Raw genomic sequence first — 16918 nt, 5'->3', positions numbered from 1 at the left:
GTCTTGGTATCCAGACAAAGTGATAGTTGATCAACGTAACTGACGTGTTGGCGTGACGATAATCTTGTCCCATTGGTCTTGACAAATGGTCTAAAGACCAATATTTTAGACAAGAGGGAGGAAAAACGCAATGCTGGTTCTATGAGATGGGTAGCAGAAAATATCCTCAATCATACCCCCAAACAGGCGATCGCACTTCAGTCATCTTAGGAAAACTTAACAAACTCGCGATCGCGTCTGACAGCAAGCCGGATCGGTGAACGAAGAATCCCCGCACTTTTAGGATACTGCTGGCGAATTGGAAAAACCTTTATCAATTAGTCAAGGACAGGCGTGGTTAGGAAAACATTGGCAAAAAATGTTGCTAATTTAACGATTAATAGATTCAAAGCAACTAATTTTAATAAAAAAGAAAACTCAAATGCGGACGAAAGGACTTGAACCTTCACACCTTACGGTACTAGAACCTAAATCTAGCGCGTCTGCCAATTCCGCCACGTCCGCGACTCACTCGATAGCTATGATAGCAAAAACCTGGCGATTTGGTTAGGTGAGTTCGACGTATAAGCTGAACGCCTTATTCTACCGTTGCTATCGCCTGAAAGCCTCCAGGTGTGCGGTCAAGCCTCTGCTTATCTCAAATTCAGGTTGAATACCCCTCTAGAACACTGTAGAGACGTAGCATGCTACGTCTCTACAATCCTGAAAGAACAGCGGTTCTACCTGATGAGGTATAAATTCCCCATCCCCATCGTCTACGGGTTCTCCTCCCTAGCTTGCGGCAAGGGTAGGGTAATCGTCACCGTACTTCCTGCTTCCGCTTGAGATTCTACCGCGATCGCACCGCCTTGTACCTCGACACAATGTTTAACCAGCATCAGCCCTAAACTACTTCCCGTCACCGCATCACCATGACTCTTGGCGTCAAAAGCGTTGAATAAGATGTTTTGCTCCGATTCCGGCATCCCACTGCCGAAATCGGGGATACGAAACACCACCTTCTCGTCTTGACACAACAATTCCAACTTGATCGGATTGTCCTCTGGTGCATATCGCCATGCACTAATTAGTAAATTTGTCAACATTCGACGCAATAATCGTTCATCACCCACGCCAGAACAGGATTCTGAACCAACAAAACTAATCTGAGGGTTCGACGGTGTACGTTCCTGTAACTGGGCGATTAATTCCTGACACAACTGAGTGAAATCCAGTTCCGTGAGATTTAAACGCAGTTGCTTGGCTTCAATCTTTTTAATCAATAGCAGATCATTCAGGAGTTGATTAATCCGGTGAGCATTCCCTTGGATACGCTGGATGTAGTAAAGATGATTATTCTGCGTGTCGAAATCGGGGTTATTTTCCAGGTATTTAGCATGGGAAAAAATCTTGTTCAGGGGATCACGGAGTTCTTTAGTAACCACGGAGGCAAATCGGTCAACCTGGGATTTGAGCGCCCGATATTCGGCTTCTTTTGCCATGGCTTCGCTAGCAGCTACCCTCGCCTGTTTTTGTTCACTCAAATCTTTAAACGTGATCACAACAGCACCGCCATCCCCTTCAAGATAATCCAAGCACGTCATCGTGTACTCATAATCCTTCACCCCCTCAACCGTGGTTAAAGTAATTTCGTCGGAGATAGATTGTCCTGTGGTTAAAACAATGTCCCGTTGAATATCCAACTGTTTCATCTGCTCAGTGGATAGCTTCAGATCATGCCAGGTTTTACCAATACAATCCTTTTGGCTAAGTCCCCACGCCTGGGCTGCGGCTTGATTCACATAGACATATTTGCCCGTGCGATCGCACAATAGGAAAAAGTCACTGGAATTTGAGAGAATCCCATTCAGGAGTTGTCCGAGTTGTTCGACTGAGGTATCCGGCGTTGGGGGAGAGGGGGTGGCTGGAGGTTTCTTCTCTGGCTGACTGGCGGCTTGTTTGACCGCTTGCTGCTGCTGAATCGCTTGTTGCTGACGAATTGCCGCTTGTTGCTCCGTTTTCAGGCGTTTTTGCTCACTAATATCCTCCAGGATACAAAGTGCCGAAATGGGTTCGTCTGATGTCTCCTGCACCAGCGCCACGGTAAGCCGTCCCCATTCGATGGTGCTATCGGGATGGTGGAAAGGCTTCTCCAATTGGTAGGAATGACGTTCACCCGCGATTAATTGGCGAAACATTGCCGATTCCATCCCCGGCTTATCTAAATTCATCCATCTCATCAACGTGGGTGCTAATTCCTCAGCCGGACAACCGAGCATTGCCTGAAGTTTCGGGTTAGATTCGAGCAGGTTCCCCTGATGATCTAGAAATCCTAGACCAATAACCGTCCGATTAACAATGGAGTCCAACCGGGAATGAAGATGGGATTGCATGGAATCTTTATAGCGTGCGATCGTCAAATCTTGTAACCGCCAGCGCAATCCAATTACCTGACCCGATGGATTTTGCACAGGCGCGACGGTTAGGGAAGCGAGGAATGAGGTATCACCACGGGGTTGAATCTGGACGGGCCAATTATTGATCGACTCCCCCTGTTGTAACTGACTCAATTTGTAATAAAAGTCACGTCGTTCTTGAGGGGCGACAAAAACAGCGAAGGATTTGCCCACCAGACGTTCTGGAGAAAAGTTTAGCGAATGGGCGGCGGCTTGATTTGCCTCAACAATGATCCCGTCGGGATTAGTAACCAGGTAGCCATCGGGAGCAAACTCAAACAATTCCCGATAACGCTGGCGTTCCGCTTCCAAGGCAATCTGGCTTTGGGTTAATTTATCATTTTGTTGGCGTAGTTCTCCGGCGGCAAATTGGAGTTCTTGCAGGGAATGGAACAGTTCGGTCAAACTCTCCAGTAGTAAATGTTGCTGCTGGTTTTGGATCTCCTCCGTGTGTGGAGACTCTGGTGCGGGCAGTTTGAGTGATTCCTGTGCCTGTTGCCACAGCGTTTCTACACGTCTGAGGGATAGGATAATCTCTTGATCAAAGGTTTCTGCGGTCATCTTTTATACACAATAGCTGCACCCTGTTAACCTCCATATTTTCTACTATCGTTCCGGAGTTTGTGTTCAGCATTTAGAGGAAGCAATGTCCCAGACGTAGCATGCTACGTCTGGGAGCTCTTGGAGCGATGTTCCAGACGTGTCATGGCGCGTCTGGGAGCTGGGGACGATCATGACATAAGACGTAGCTTGCTTCTCGCGCCCTTGAGTATGACAAATGACAAATGACAAATGACAAATGACAAATGACAAATGACTATTCATTCGCCTTAACCACCAATACCGAACAAGGGGCTTCAGCCACCACCTGGCTACTCACCGAACCTTGCAAAATTCGCTTTACGCCTGTCAGTCCACGAGTGCCAATCACAATTAAATCCGCGTGGTAAATATGGGCAAGGCGAATGATTTCGGCGGCGGGGTCACCGTTAACAATTTGAATTTCACTGGAACAAGGCAGTTTGGATTGATACAGATGCAGTTGCTGTTCGGTTTCTTGGTAAAGGAACTCCTCCGAAGGATGTGGACGATCTACAGGGATGTCCATGTCAGGGTCTTGAGAAGGCATGACATGGCACAAGATAATTTTGGCGGCTGATGTTATTTGTAGGTTATCTAGGGTTTCAATTAAGCGATAGGTTGGCTTGGAGCTGTCGAGAGCTACCAGAATCGTCTTTAGCACCAAAATTTCTCCTCATTCATGAGCGATTGTGAGCGATCGGCTCCCAGCAATAGGAATTTTCCCTCTTGATCAGAGGTTTTGTCTACTGGTTTGACAAATTGTTATTTGTCATTCGTCCTTTGTCATTCGTTAAATTTTTCCTGCGCTCCCTAGCTCCCCTGCTCCTTTTCTCCCTAGCTCCCTAGCTCTGTCTTAATCCGAATGTCGATCGCCAAAGGTGCGTAAGCGCACGGAATCCGCATGAGATGGTAATCCTTCGGCTTGTGCCAATATCTGAATCGCTCCTGCCATTTTATTCAGGGCGGTTGAGGAATATTGAATTAGGCTCGAGTGCTTCATGAATGTCTCTACACCTAACGCCGAAGCGTAGCGGGCAGCACCAGAGGTGGGTAAGGTGTGATTGGGTCCGGCGATATAATCACCAACGGCTTCTGGGGTGGATGTTCCCAGGAAGATGGCACCCGCATGGCGGATTTGGTTGAGTAAGTCCCAAGGTTCAGTAATTTCTAGTTCTAAGTGTTCGGGGGCAAATTCATTAGAGAGTTCGGCGGCTGTTTCCAGGGAATCGACGACGACAATCAAGCCATAATGTGCGATCGCTTTTTCGGTGAGTTCGCGTCGGGGATGATCCTGTAGTTGGCGTTTGACTTCGGCTTGTACGTTTTTTGCCAATGTCGAGTCCGTCGTCACGAGAATCGCTGCTGCTAGCGGGTCATGTTCTGCCTGCGCCAATAAATCGGCGGCGACATAGACGGGGTTGGCGTTACTATCGGCAATAATTAGTACCTCTGAAGGACCGGCAAGGGAATCAATACCCACAGTCCCGTAGATGAGTTTCTTTGCCAGGGTGACGTAGATATTCCCTGGACCGGTAATTACATCCACGTTGGGAATGGTTTCGGTGCCATAAGCTAACGCCGCGATCGCTTGGGCGCCTCCTACCCTGTAAATTTGGCTGACCCCGGCTTCTTGGGCGGCGACTAGAACGGCTGGATTAATTTTTTTCTCCAAGCCCGGTGGTGTGACCATAACGACTTGAGGCACTTTTGCAACTTTTGCCGGAATCGCATTCATTAACACCGTACTTGGGTAAGCGGCTCGACCGCCAGGAACATAGAGTCCGGCTCGATCCACTGGTGTGTAGCGTTTGCCCAGAACCACCTCATCATCGCCAAATTGCACCCAAGATTTGGGAACACGCTGTCGGTGAAAGGCTTCAATCTGCTGGGCTGCCAACTGAATCGCATCCAAGAGTTCCTTGGATACTTGCTGGTAGGCAGCATCCAGTTCTGAGCCACTGACACGCAGTTGGTCAGGGGTTAAACGTTGATGATCGAATTCTTCGGTATAGTGCAAGAGGGCTTTATCCCCTTGGCGTTTTACCGTCTGCAAGACTTCTCGCACCGTCGCCTCTTTGTGCATGATTCCATCGTGGGAGGTGCGATCGCAGATCCGCCGCAGTTCATTTTTTGCCTCAGCCTGCTGAGTGATTATTCGCAGCATGGAGTCGGAGTGCCTATCATGAGGTATTATCCGTGGGAGACTAGGATAGGAACAGAGAGTTCCCTCACCGGGAGTCCGTCCTTCCCTAGACTCTCTTCTCTAGCTTACCTGGATTTTTCTGGACTCGCGACACTTTTGACATAGATGTTATAGTAGTTGTTCTGGTATTTTGTAAATGAGTAATCTCAAACCTTAGTTTTCCGGAAGATTTCTGTGGCTAATAGTAAGTCTGCTCTTAAACGTATCAAAATCGCTGAACGAAACCGAGTTCGCAATAAAAGCTATAAATCAGCGGTGAGAACGCTGATGAAAAAATATTTTGAGGCTGTCGAGGATTACGCCCGTCAGCCAAGTCCTGAATCGTTGCAGGATGTCAAAAATCGCATGTCTGCTGCTTACAGTAAGATAGACAAAGCGGTGAAGCGGGGCGTCCTGCACAGTAACAATGGTTCTCGTAAGAAGTCCCGTCTGGTAAAGCAGCTCAAAAAGGTAAAGGCTCAACTGAATCCTCCATCGGCTGAAACATCGACGGCTGAAACGACAGAGGCATCCTAGGGTTCCGGCGTGTTAACTCAAAAATAAGCTCTAAGCTAGGAAAAATGTTAGTTCATTGGGTTGGTCTTGGGTAAGAATTGAGCGGGGGAGGACAAACACAATGTCAATGCAGTTGATAGACACCCATGTTCATATCAACTTCGATGTCTTCGAGTCTGATCGAGAAGCGGTGCGCGATCGCTGGCGGGATGTCGGCGTCGTGCGGCTGGTTCATTCCTGTGTCGAACCTTCAGAGTTTTCAGGGATACAAACGTTGGCTAACCAATTCCCGGAACTGTCTTTTGCCGTTGGCTTACATCCCCTAGATGCCCACAAATGGACGCCCCCAATGGCGGATCAAATTCGCGCCTTAGCTGATTCCGATGCCCGAGTTGTGGCAATTGGGGAAATGGGGTTAGATTTCTACAAAGCCGAAAACAAAGACCAGCAAAAGCAGGTATTCGCTGCACAACTTGCGATCGCCCACGAGCTTAACTTACCCGTGATTATTCACTGTCGCGACGCCGCCGCCGATCTTCGTGATCAGGTGAAGCAGTTTTGTCAAGAGGTGGGACCCATTCGGGGTGTGATGCATTGTTGGGGGGGAACGCCTGAGGAGACTCAGTGGTTTTTGGATCTAGGCTTTTATATTAGCTTCAGTGGTATTGTCACCTTTAAAAACGCCACAGCCATCAAAGAATCAGCCGCCCTAGTGCCAAGTGATCGCCTGCTGATTGAAACAGATTGTCCGTTCCTCGCCCCCGTACCCAAACGGGGGAAGCGCAATGAACCCGCTAACTTGTACCATGTTGCCGATTGTGTTGCCAAACTGCGGCAGATTCCCCTGGAAACCTTGGCACAAGAAACCACCCAGAATGCCTGTCGGCTGTTTAATCTGAGCGTAGATGGTGTCTAGAACACCAGTTTGCGATCGCCAGCCCTAAAAATTATTAGGCCCGATGAGCCTAGGGTTGGGTCAAAAAATGAGGGTTTGGGTGTCAATTATGACGTTTTTAACTATGTCAGTCTATTACTTCCCTGGCTCCCCCAGCTTCCAGACGTAGCATGAGGAGTCTCTACATGGCTCCCCCAGCTCCCCCTAAAGCCAAAAAAGGAGTGGCAAACAGGTAAATCCCGTTGGGCTTGCGCCATAATTGATTAAGAAGAGTTACTATGTATAAAATTTTCTCAAGTTTTATCCCGCCATCACTGCCTACCCCGAAACAATCCTTAATCGATACCCAACTGCCCACGAGGAGAAGATGCCGCCGACTCTATCTAATTGTAGATCAACCCCTGTATCATCATTATCATTAAAACGCTCCCGCCGATTATTAAGACAGTCGTTATTATCCTCAGACTCTCTTATTGCTTCTTTGAGGTAAAAATTCTCGGCTTAGCAGCGCTAGACGCTGTCTAATATCTACCCCGATAGATATAGCCAATCATACTATCGTATTGCTCAGGATTGCTGACTAGAGGAGCAAATTCCGCCTCTACCTTGGCTGTGAAGCCCATCCTGACGCTGATTCACCCTCTCCAGAAGGAAAAGCATGACTACTCAAACTTATACAACTCCCACCTATCTATTACCAGACTTAGTTGAAATTCAGCGAGCCAGTTTTCGCTGGTTTCTTGAAGAAGGGTTAATTGAAGAACTCGACAGCTTCTCACCGATTAGTGACTACACGGGTAAGCTGGAACTCCACTTTATCGGCAAAAACTATAAGCTCAAGCGCCCTAAATATGATGTGGATGAAGCCAAGCGGCGAGACAGCACTTATGCCGTGCAAATGTATGTACCCACTCGCCTGATCAACAAAGAGACGGGTGAGATTAAGGAGCAAGAAGTCTTTATTGGCGATCTGCCCCTGATGACTGATCGCGGTACGTTTATTATTAATGGTGCCGAGCGGGTCATTGTCAATCAAATTGTCCGCAGTCCCGGCGTATACTATAAGTCTGAAATCGACAAAAACGGACGCCGTACCTACTCCGCGTCTTTAATCCCCAACCGAGGCGCTTGGTTAAAATTTGAAACCGACAAAAATGATTTAGTCTGGGTTCGTATCGACAAAACCCGGAAACTGTCTGCCCAAGTTCTCTTAAAAGCCCTAGGACTCTCGGACAACGAAATTATCGATGCCCTGCGTCACCCGGATTATTATCAAAAGACCTTAGACAAAGAAGGCAATCCCAGTGAAGAAGAAGCCCTGATGGAGCTATATCGCAAGCTCCGTCCAGGTGAACCGCCGACAGTAAGCGGGGGTCAGCAGTTATTAGACTCACGCTTTTTCGACGCCAAACGTTACGATCTCGGTCGTGTCGGCCGCTACAAAATTAACCGCAAATTGCGCTTAAATGTTGCCGATACAATCCGCGTGCTGACGCCCCAAGATATTATGAGCGCGATCGATTACCTGATCAACCTGGAATTTGATATTGGCAACACCGACGATATCGACCATTTGGGGAACCGCCGGGTTCGTTCCGTGGGTGAACTCCTGCAAAACCAGGTTCGGGTGGGATTGAATCGCTTAGAGCGAATTATTCGGGAGCGAATGACCGTTTCTGATTCCGATACCCTAACCCCCGCCTCCTTGGTCAACCCCAAACCCCTAGTCGCGGCGATTAAAGAATTCTTTGGCTCATCTCAGCTATCCCAGTTCATGGATCAGACCAATCCCCTAGCTGAGTTAACCCACAAACGCCGTTTATCTGCCTTGGGACCCGGTGGCTTAACCCGGGAACGGGCAGGGTTTGCCGTGCGAGATATTCACCCCTCTCACTATGGACGAATTTGCCCCATCGAAACCCCAGAAGGACCCAACGCCGGTCTAATTGGTTCCTTGGCAACCCATGCACGAGTTAATCCCTACGGCTTTATTGAAACCCCCTCGTACCCCGTAGAAAACGGGCGGGTGATCAAAGACAAAGCGCCGCTTTATATGACCGCTGATCAAGAGGACGACAAGCGCGTTGCTCCTGGTGACATCCCCATGGATGAAAATGGCTATATCTTGGGCGAATCCGTTCCCGTGCGCTATCGCCAAGAATTCACCACCACCACCCCTGATCAGGTAGACTTTGTGGCGGTATCCCCGGTACAAATTATCTCCGTGGCAACCTCATTAATTCCCTTCCTGGAACATGATGACGCCAACCGCGCCCTGATGGGTTCAAACATGCAACGGCAAGCCGTCCCCTTGTTGCGTCCAGAACGCCCCTTGGTGGGTACAGGCTTGGAAGCCCAAGCCGCACGAGATTCAGGTATGGTGATTGTCTCACGGAAAGCCGGTGAGGTCGTTTATGTAGATGCCACCAAAATTCGTGTACGAACTGCTCCCAGCACCCCCGCCTTGCCCGGAGACAGCCCAGAGACAGCCCAAACCAGCAAACCAGAAATCATCGAGTATGAAATCCAGAAATATCAGCGGTCTAACCAAGACACCTGCTTAAATCAGCGTCCGTTAGTTTTTTACGGAGATGACGTAGAAGCGGGTCAAATCCTGGCTGACGGTTCAGCCACTGAAGGAGGAGAACTGGCATTAGGACAGAACATTCTGGTGGCATATATGCCTTGGGAAGGCTACAACTACGAAGACGCCATCCTGATTAGTGAACGACTGGTGTTGGATGATGTGTACACCAGTATTCACATTGAAAAATACGAAATTGAAGCCCGACAAACCAAACTCGGACCCGAAGAAATTACCCGCGAAATTCCCAACGTGGGGGAAGATTCGCTGCGCCAACTTGATGAACAAGGGATTATTCGGATCGGGGCGTGGGTAGAAGCCGGAGATATTCTCGTCGGTAAAGTGACACCCAAAGGCGAATCCGACCAACCCCCCGAAGAAAAGCTACTCCGGGCAATTTTCGGAGAAAAAGCCCGGGATGTGCGTGACAATTCCTTGCGTGTTCCCAATGGCGAAAAAGGTCGGGTTGTGGATGTCCGCATCTTTACCCGTGAGCAAGGCGATGAACTCCCCCCTGGTGCCAACATGGTAGTGCGCGTCTATGTGGCACAGAAGCGCAAGATTCAGGTGGGTGATAAAATGGCAGGTCGTCACGGCAATAAGGGGATTATTTCCCGGATTCTGCCGATGGAAGATATGCCTTACCTCCCTGATGGCACTCCCCTCGACATTGTTCTCAATCCCTTGGGCGTTCCCAGTCGGATGAATGTCGGTCAAGTCTTTGAATGTTTACTGGGATGGGCGGGTGAAAACTTAGACCTGCGATTTAAAATGATTCCCTTTGATGAAATGTATGGGGAAGAAGCATCCCGGCTAACCGTTCACGGCAAACTCCAGCAAGCCCGGGAAGAAACTCAGCAAGATTGGGTATTTGATCCAGACAATCCGGGCAAAATCCAGGTATTTGATGGTCGCACGGGCGAAGCCTTTGATCGTCCGGTGACAATCGGTATCGCCTATATGTTAAAACTGGTTCACTTGGTTGATGATAAGATTCATGCTCGTTCCACTGGACCTTATTCCCTGGTTACTCAGCAACCCTTGGGAGGTAAGGCGCAGCAGGGCGGTCAGCGATTTGGTGAAATGGAAGTCTGGGCATTGGAGGCTTTTGGTGCGGCTTATACCCTGCAAGAGTTACTCACCGTGAAATCAGACGATATGCAAGGTCGTAATGAAGCCCTTAACGCTATTGTCAAAGGCAAGGCGATTCCCCGACCCGGTACGCCGGAATCCTTTAAGGTGTTGATGCGAGAACTGCAATCCTTGGGACTGGATATTGCCGTTCACAAAGTCGAAACCGATGACGATGGCTCCAGCCGTGATTTAGAAGTCGATTTGATGGCAGATGGCGACCGCCGTCGTACCCCCAGCCGACCCACTTATGAATCCCTCCGCAGTGAGGAACTCGAAGAAGAAGAGTTATAAGTTCTCTCTCGTTGAATAATGTAGAGACGCGCCATGGCGCGTCTCTACATCCAGTCGAGGCGGGTTGAGTTACATATGGGTAAACAAAACACGATAGTCGTCAAACCCGCCCCTACCCATTCAAAATTCAAGACGCGCCATGGCACGTCTGAAACCCTAAAAACCCTGGAAGATGAAACAGCAACAAGAACAGCGCTTTGACTACGTAAAAATTGGAATTGCCTCTCCGGAGCGCATCCGGATATGGGGAGAACGTACCCTACCGAATGGTCAAGTTGTAGGGGAAGTGACGAAACCAGAAACGATTAACTATCGCACGCTCAAACCCGAAATGGACGGGTTGTTCTGTGAGCGGATTTTTGGTCCAGCGAAAGACTGGGAATGTCACTGCGGCAAATACAAACGAGTTCGTCATCGTGGGATTGTTTGTGAACGCTGCGGCGTGGAAGTCACGGAGTCGCGGGTACGACGACATCGCATGGGGTTTATTAAACTGGCGGCGCCTGTGGCACATGTCTGGTATCTCAAAGGAATTCCCAGTTACCTGAGTATTCTCTTGGATATGCCGTTGCGGGATGTTGAGCAGATTGTTTATTTCAATGCTTATGTTGTTCTGAGTCCAGGGAATGCTGAAAATCTCAGCTATAAACAGCTATTGACTGAAGACCAATGGCTGGAAATTGAGGAGCAACTTTACAGCGAAGACTCCGAACTGAATGGCGTAGAAGTGGGCATTGGTGCAGAAGCTCTACAACGACTCTTGCAAGATGTCAACTTAGACAGCGAAGCGGAAAAGCTGCGCGAGGACATCAGCAACGCCAAAGGTCAAAAGCGGGCAAAGCTGATTAAGCGACTGCGGGTGATTGATAACTTTATCGCCACCGGGTCCCAAGCCGAGTGGATGGTGCTGACGGTAATTCCGGTTATCCCACCGGATTTGCGTCCCATGGTTCAGCTCGATGGTGGACGCTTTGCGACTTCAGACTTGAATGACTTGTATCGCCGGGTGATCAACCGCAATAATCGCTTAGCACGCCTCCAGGAAATCCTCGCCCCAGAAATTATTGTCCGTAATGAAAAACGGATGTTGCAAGAAGCCGTTGATGCGCTGATTGATAATGGACGCCGAGGACGCACGGTGGTGGGTGCGAATAATCGGGCATTAAAGTCCTTGTCGGACATTATTGAAGGGAAACAGGGTCGATTCCGCCAAAACCTCTTGGGGAAACGGGTGGATTACTCCGGACGTTCGGTCATCGTCGTCGGTCCGAATCTGAAAATTCACCAGTGCGGTTTACCCCGCGAAATGGCGATTGAACTGTTTCAACCCTTTGTGATCCATCGCCTGATTAGTCAGGGGTTAGTCAATAACATTAAAGCCGCCAAAAAACTGATTCAGCGCGGTGACGCCAGCGTTTGGGACGTGCTAGAAGAAGTGATTGCGGGTCATCCCGTCTTGCTCAACCGAGCACCAACGCTGCACCGCTTAGGGATTCAATCCTTTGAACCGATTTTGGTTGAAGGTCGGGCGATTCAACTGCATCCCTTAGTCTGTCCCGCCTTTAACGCGGACTTTGACGGTGACCAGATGGCGGTTCACGTTCCCCTGTCGTTGGAGTCTCAAGCCGAAGCTCGTTTGTTAATGTTGGCGTCCAATAATATTCTCTCGCCAGCAACGGGTCGTCCAATTGTCGCACCCAGTCAGGATATGGTACTGGGGTGTTATTATCTCACCGCTGAAAATCCCCACGCCAAAAAAGAAGGTCGCTATTTTGCCTCTCTCGATGATGCCATCCGCGCTTTTGAACAACAGCAAGTTGAATTACACGCCTATGTGTGGGTGCGGTTTGATGGCACGATTCAGTCAGGCAAGTCGGATGATGGACAGGTGATTTCCTCAGAAACCGCTACAGATGGGACAGTGACTAAAGTCTACAAAGACCGCCGTGTGCGACAAACAGCAGAGGGAGAACTGATTTCTCAGTACGTTCGCACCACACCCGGTCGAATTATTTACAACAAAGCGATTCAAGATGCTCTGATGATTACCTGAACCAAAACCCAGGACGAATCACCAAGGACGAATCACCAAGGACGAATGACAAATGACGAATGACAAAGGACAAAAAGAATCGATTTTCTACAATCGAGTTGTTGATAAAGGTCAGCTCAAAAAACTGATTTCCTGGGCGTTTACTAAGTATGGCAGCGCCCGGACTGCTCAGATGGCTGACCAACTTAAAGATTTAGGATTCCGCTATGCCACAAAAGCGGGGGTTTCGATTAGTGTTGATGACTTACTTGTCCCGCCGAAAAAGCGTGAGATGCTAGAAGCGGCAGAAGCCCAGATTCGTGCCACGGAAGAACGTTACAGTCGGGGACAAATCACCGAAGTTGAACGATTCCAGAAAGTAATTGATACCTGGAATAGTACGTCGGAAGCCCTGAAAGATGAAGTGGTGGTCAATTTCAAGGCAACTGATCCCTTAAATTCGGTCTATATGATGGCGTTTTCTGGGGCAAGAGGAAACTTGTCTCAGGTGCGCCAATTGGTCGGGATGCGGGGTCTAATGGCTGATCCGCAAGGGGAAATTATTGACCTGCCGATCAAGACCAATTTCCGGGAAGGGTTAACCGTTACTGAATATATTATTTCCAGTTACGGCGCACGGAAAGGACTGGTGGATACCGCCCTGAGAACGGCTGACTCCGGGTATCTGACCCGACGTCTGGTGGATGTGTCTCAGGATGTGATTGTCCGGGAAGTGGACTGTGGGACAACCCGAGGCATCCAACTAACCGCGATGACAGATGGCGATCGCGTGCTGATTCCCCTGCAAGATCGTCTCTTGGGGCGAGTCCTAGCCGCTGATGTGCTGCATCCGAAAACCAAAGAGGTGATCGCCAAACGTAACCAAGCTATCTCCGACGATTTAGCCGAGATCATCGGCAAAGCGGAGGTGGAAGAGTTGATGGTTCGCTCTCCCCTTACCTGTGAAGCCTCGCGTTCTGTCTGCCAGCATTGCTACGGCTGGAGTTTAGCCCATGGGCATATGGTGGACTTGGGAGAAGCCGTTGGTATTATTGCGGCTCAGTCCATTGGTGAACCTGGAACTCAGCTGACCATGCGGACGTTCCACACCGGGGGAGTATTCACCGGTGAAGTCGCCCGCCAAGTCTCAGCGGCGTTTGACGGTGTTGTCCGCTTTTCGAGCAGTCTGCGAACCCGAGGTGTCCGTACCCGCCACGGTGAAGAGCGCGAACAGGTGGAAGTCGCAGGCGAACTGATTCTGGAACCCACCAATAAGGGCAAAGCCAAGACTGTTCCGGTCACGCCTGGTTCCATCCTCCTAGTTACCGATGGGCAACAGGTAAAAGCAGAACAGCTTTTAGCAGAAGTGGCGTTGGGCAAATCTCGCCTGTCTACGGAAAAAGCCGCGAAAGACGTAGCCTCGGATTTGGCGGGAGAAGTTCTGTTTGCCGACTTGATCCCCGAAGAAAAAACCGATCGCCAAGGGAATACGACCCGCACTGCCCAGCGCGGTGGCTTGTTGTGGGTGTTATCAGGAGAGGTGTATAATCTGCCCCCTGGTGCCGAACCCGTGGTCAGAAACGGGGATGCCGTGGAACCCGGTTCCGTTTTAGCAGAAACCAAGTTAGTTAGCCAAAACGGTGGTGTAGTGCGACTGACACCGGGCAAGCGGGAAATTGACATCATCACCGCGTCAGTACGCCTAGACCAAGCGGCGGTGCGGATGGAAAGTAGTGGGGGTCGCGAACAGTATGTGATTCACACCGCCAATAACCAGCGCTTCTTGCTCAAGGCAACCCCAGGCACAAAAGTGTTAAATAATCAAGTGGTAGCGGAGCTGGTTGATGATCGCTATCGCACCCAGACTGGGGGGATTATTAAGTATGGCGGCGTAGAAGTCGCCAAGCGCGGTAAAGCCAAGCAAGGATACGAAGTCACTAAAGGCGGCACCCTGCTGTGGATTCCTGAAGAATGCCACGAGGTTAATAAAGATATCTCGTTGCTGCTAGTGGAAGATGGTCAATATGTGGAAGCCGGGACAGAAGTGGTGAAAGATATCTTCTGTCAATCGGGAGGGATTGTCGAAGTTGTGCAGAAGAATGACATTCTGCGGGAAATTGTGATTAAGCCCGGAGACTTGCATTTGGTGGATGAAGTCCCCGAGGCTTTTGCCTCTGAAGGTCAGCTGGTACATCCGGGTACAGAACCCGTTCCGGGGTTAAGCGTGGCGGAACTGCGGTATGGGGAAATCGCCGAGACGCCAGAGGGAATGGCATTACTGCTCAGACCTGTGGTAGAGTTTAAGATTCCCGATGAACCCGATGTCCCCTCTCAAGCCTCCATCGACAGTGCCAACGGTGCTTCAGCCGAGGGCGGTGAGTCGGATGGCGAGAGTGCGATCGCGATTGAACTACGGACGATTCAGCGACTACCCTACAAAGATGGAGAGCGGATCAAGTCCGTTGAAGGACTAGAGTTGCTGCGAACTCAACTCGTTTTGGACATGACTCATGAGTCCGACGGCGATCATTCCACCTCTCAGCTTTCTGCTGATATTGAATTAGTCACAACCGAAGAGTCGGATGATCCAGAGGACAGGCGGTTGCAGTTGGTAATTCTGGAATCCTTGGTGATCCGCCGCGATACCTCGGCTGATCCCTTAGGGGGAAGTACCCAAACTCGGCTGTTAGTTAACGATGGGGATAAAATTGCGCCCAAAGACGTCGTCGCCCGCACCGAAATTCAGTGTAAAGAATCCGGTGAAGTCCGAGGGATTCGCGAAGGGGTGGAAGCCATTCGCCGGGTACTGGTGGTTCGGGATGCGGATCGGATTACCGTTCCCATTAGTGGCACACCTCAGGTGAAGGTGGGAGATTTAGTCGTGGAGACTGATTTCCTCGCCGCCAATGTGCAAGCCTCCGAATCTGGACAAGTTGTCCAAGTTAACCAAGACTCAGTAACTTTGCGACTCGCACGTCCTTATCGTGTGTCCGCCGGTGCGGTGCTGCAAATTGATAATGGAGACTTGGTGCAACGGGGTGACAACCTGGTACTGCTGGTGTTTGAGCGGGCGAAGACGGGGGATATTATTCAAGGGCTACCCCGGATTGAAGAACTCCTAGAAGCCCGTAGACCTAAAGAAGCCTGTGTATTAGCCCGACGTCCCGGTGAGACGCAGGTGGTTTATGAGGAAGATGAAACCGTTGATATCAAAGTGATTGAACCGGAAGGGGTGATTACAGATTATCCGGTGAGTCCGGGACAAAACGCGATGGTTTCCGATGCTCAGTTTGTTAAGGTAGGTCAACCGTTAACTGATGGACCGGCAAATCCTCACGAGATTCTGGAGATTTTCTTTAATTTCACTGTGGAAGAAAAGGGAATCTATGAAGGTGCTTTAGCGGGACTGCAAGCCGCACAAGCATTTCTGGTTAATGAAGTCCAGTCGGTGTACCAATCCCAGGGAATTGATATCTCGGACAAGCATATCGAAGTGATTGTCCGTCAGATGACCTCTAAAGTTCGGGTCGATGATGGGGGTGATACCACAATGCTACCTGGAGAATTGGTGGAGTTGCGGCAAATTGAGACCGTAAATGAAGCCATGGCAATTACCGGAGGCGCACCGGCTCAATATACGCCGGTATTATTGGGGATTACCAAAGCCTCACTGAATACGGATAGCTTCATCTCCGCCGCTAGCTTCCAGGAAACCACTCGTGTCCTCACCGAAGCTGCTATTGAAGGGAAATCCGATTGGTTACGGGGTTTGAAGGAGAACGTGATTATTGGTCGCCTGATTCCCGCAGGAACCGGGTACAATGCTTATGAAGACCCAACTAGTGGGGTGGATGGTGATTCCTCTAATGGCGGCGCTGAGTATAATTTTGGTGATCTGAATGAGAGTAGTGAATTCGACCAAGATGATTCCTTGGAAGTGCTAGATGATCGCACGGCTCGCGCTTACAGTATGGAAGAAGAGGATACCAGCGATTTTGAGTCGTTGATGGATGAGGACGAAAACTCAGACGAGTTGGCGGCGGAATATGTGGAGGATGAGGAGAATGAGGATGTTTAGCTTATCCGGCGATAGGTTCCCCACGCTCTAATCTTCGATTGAGCGTGGGATGAATCGCCAGTTTATTAGCTTACAACTTGCTTGTTGTCAGCTAATATTAAGGGTAAATTGTTTTTGTATTTCATTGACAAAGCTGTAAAAGCTGGTAAATTGACAGCAAAAACTAAATTCCATAACTACAGTTTCTCT

The 16918-nt window shown here is 49.6% G+C and carries 10 protein-coding genes and 1 tRNA gene; 6 read left to right on the top strand and 5 right to left on the bottom strand.

The features are described from left to right. Positions 1 to 422: 422 nt before the first annotated feature. The 5 genes from RIG27_RS17645 to hisD form a co-directional block, all read right to left on the bottom strand. Positions 423 to 504: transfer RNA gene (locus tag RIG27_RS17645), tRNA-Leu, on the bottom strand. 251 nt (positions 505 to 755) lie between these two features. Then, positions 756 to 2996 (bottom strand): PAS domain-containing sensor histidine kinase, encoded by a 2241-nt coding sequence (locus tag RIG27_RS17640; RefSeq protein ID WP_446347253.1) that lies wholly within the window; start codon positions 2994 to 2996, stop codon positions 756 to 758. A 66-nt stretch (positions 2997 to 3062) separates the two neighbouring features. Further along, positions 3063 to 3260: a hypothetical protein gene (locus tag RIG27_RS17635; protein ID WP_446347251.1), complete on the bottom strand. Its 198-nt coding sequence runs from the start codon at positions 3258 to 3260 to the stop codon at positions 3063 to 3065. After that, a complete protein-coding gene (locus RIG27_RS17630) occupies positions 3253 to 3678 on the bottom strand; it encodes a universal stress protein (protein ID WP_446340782.1) in 426 nt (141 codons plus the stop codon). The genes RIG27_RS17635 and RIG27_RS17630 overlap by 8 nt, the downstream gene beginning before the upstream one ends. Before the next feature lie 192 nt (positions 3679 to 3870). Then, on the bottom strand, positions 3871 to 5181 hold the full coding sequence (gene hisD / locus RIG27_RS17625) for a histidinol dehydrogenase (RefSeq protein WP_446340783.1): 1311 nt from the start codon (positions 5179 to 5181) through the stop codon (positions 3871 to 3873). 213 nt (positions 5182 to 5394) lie between these two features. Between hisD and rpsT the strand changes: the two genes are divergently transcribed. The 6 genes from rpsT (at position 5395) to RIG27_RS17595 (ending at position 16729) form a co-directional block, all read left to right on the top strand. Next, positions 5395 to 5736, top strand: coding sequence for a 30S ribosomal protein S20 (gene rpsT, locus RIG27_RS17620; protein WP_446340784.1), 342 nt, complete (start codon positions 5395 to 5397; stop codon positions 5734 to 5736). Positions 5737 to 5842: 106 nt separating this feature from the next. Further along, positions 5843 to 6631, top strand: a complete 789-nt coding sequence (locus RIG27_RS17615; protein WP_446347255.1) for a TatD family hydrolase — start codon at positions 5843 to 5845, stop codon at positions 6629 to 6631. A gap of 637 nt (positions 6632 to 7268) precedes the next feature. Next, positions 7269 to 10619, top strand: a complete 3351-nt coding sequence (gene rpoB / locus RIG27_RS17610) for a DNA-directed RNA polymerase subunit beta (protein WP_446347248.1) — start codon at positions 7269 to 7271, stop codon at positions 10617 to 10619. Between the two features lie 33 nt (positions 10620 to 10652). Further along, entirely contained in the window at positions 10653 to 10820 is a 168-nt protein-coding gene (locus RIG27_RS17605; RefSeq protein WP_446347246.1) for a hypothetical protein, read from the top strand. After that, a complete protein-coding gene (locus tag RIG27_RS17600) occupies positions 10792 to 12672 on the top strand; it encodes a DNA-directed RNA polymerase subunit gamma (RefSeq protein WP_446343586.1) in 1881 nt (626 codons plus the stop codon). The genes RIG27_RS17605 and RIG27_RS17600 overlap by 29 nt, the downstream gene beginning before the upstream one ends. Before the next feature lie 52 nt (positions 12673 to 12724). Next, positions 12725 to 16729 carry a DNA-directed RNA polymerase subunit beta' gene (locus RIG27_RS17595; protein WP_446347244.1) on the top strand — a complete coding sequence of 1335 codons (4005 nt, stop codon included), beginning with the start codon at positions 12725 to 12727 and terminating at the stop codon, positions 16727 to 16729. Positions 16730 to 16918 lie beyond the last annotated feature (189 nt).

Source organism: Coleofasciculus sp. F4-SAH-05, from assembly GCF_040222985.1.
GTDB lineage: Bacteria > Cyanobacteriota > Cyanobacteriia > Cyanobacteriales > Coleofasciculaceae > Coleofasciculus > Coleofasciculus chthonoplastes.
The sequence above is the reverse complement of the archived record's forward strand: the minus strand, read 5'-3'. Positions and strand labels throughout refer to the sequence as shown.

Bases quoted from the DNA above. Each gene is read 5' to 3' on its own strand.
- RIG27_RS17640 (WP_446347253.1), bottom strand. From the start codon at position 2,996: ATGACCGCAGAAACCTTTGATCAAGAGATTATCCTATCCCTCAGACGT.
- RIG27_RS17635 (WP_446347251.1), bottom strand. From the start codon at position 3,260: ATGAATAGTCATTTGTCATTTGTCATTTGTCATTTGTCATTTGTCATT.
- hisD (WP_446340783.1), bottom strand. From the start codon at position 5,181: ATGCTGCGAATAATCACTCAGCAGGCTGAGGCAAAAAATGAACTGCGG.
- RIG27_RS17615 (WP_446347255.1), top strand. From the start codon at position 5,843: ATGCAGTTGATAGACACCCATGTTCATATCAACTTCGATGTCTTCGAG.
- rpoB (WP_446347248.1), top strand. From the start codon at position 7,269: ATGACTACTCAAACTTATACAACTCCCACCTATCTATTACCAGACTTA.
- RIG27_RS17605 (WP_446347246.1), top strand. From the start codon at position 10,653: ATGGCGCGTCTCTACATCCAGTCGAGGCGGGTTGAGTTACATATGGGT.
- RIG27_RS17600 (WP_446343586.1), top strand. From the start codon at position 10,792: ATGAAACAGCAACAAGAACAGCGCTTTGACTACGTAAAAATTGGAATT.
- RIG27_RS17595 (WP_446347244.1), top strand. From the start codon at position 12,725: ATGACGAATGACAAAGGACAAAAAGAATCGATTTTCTACAATCGAGTT.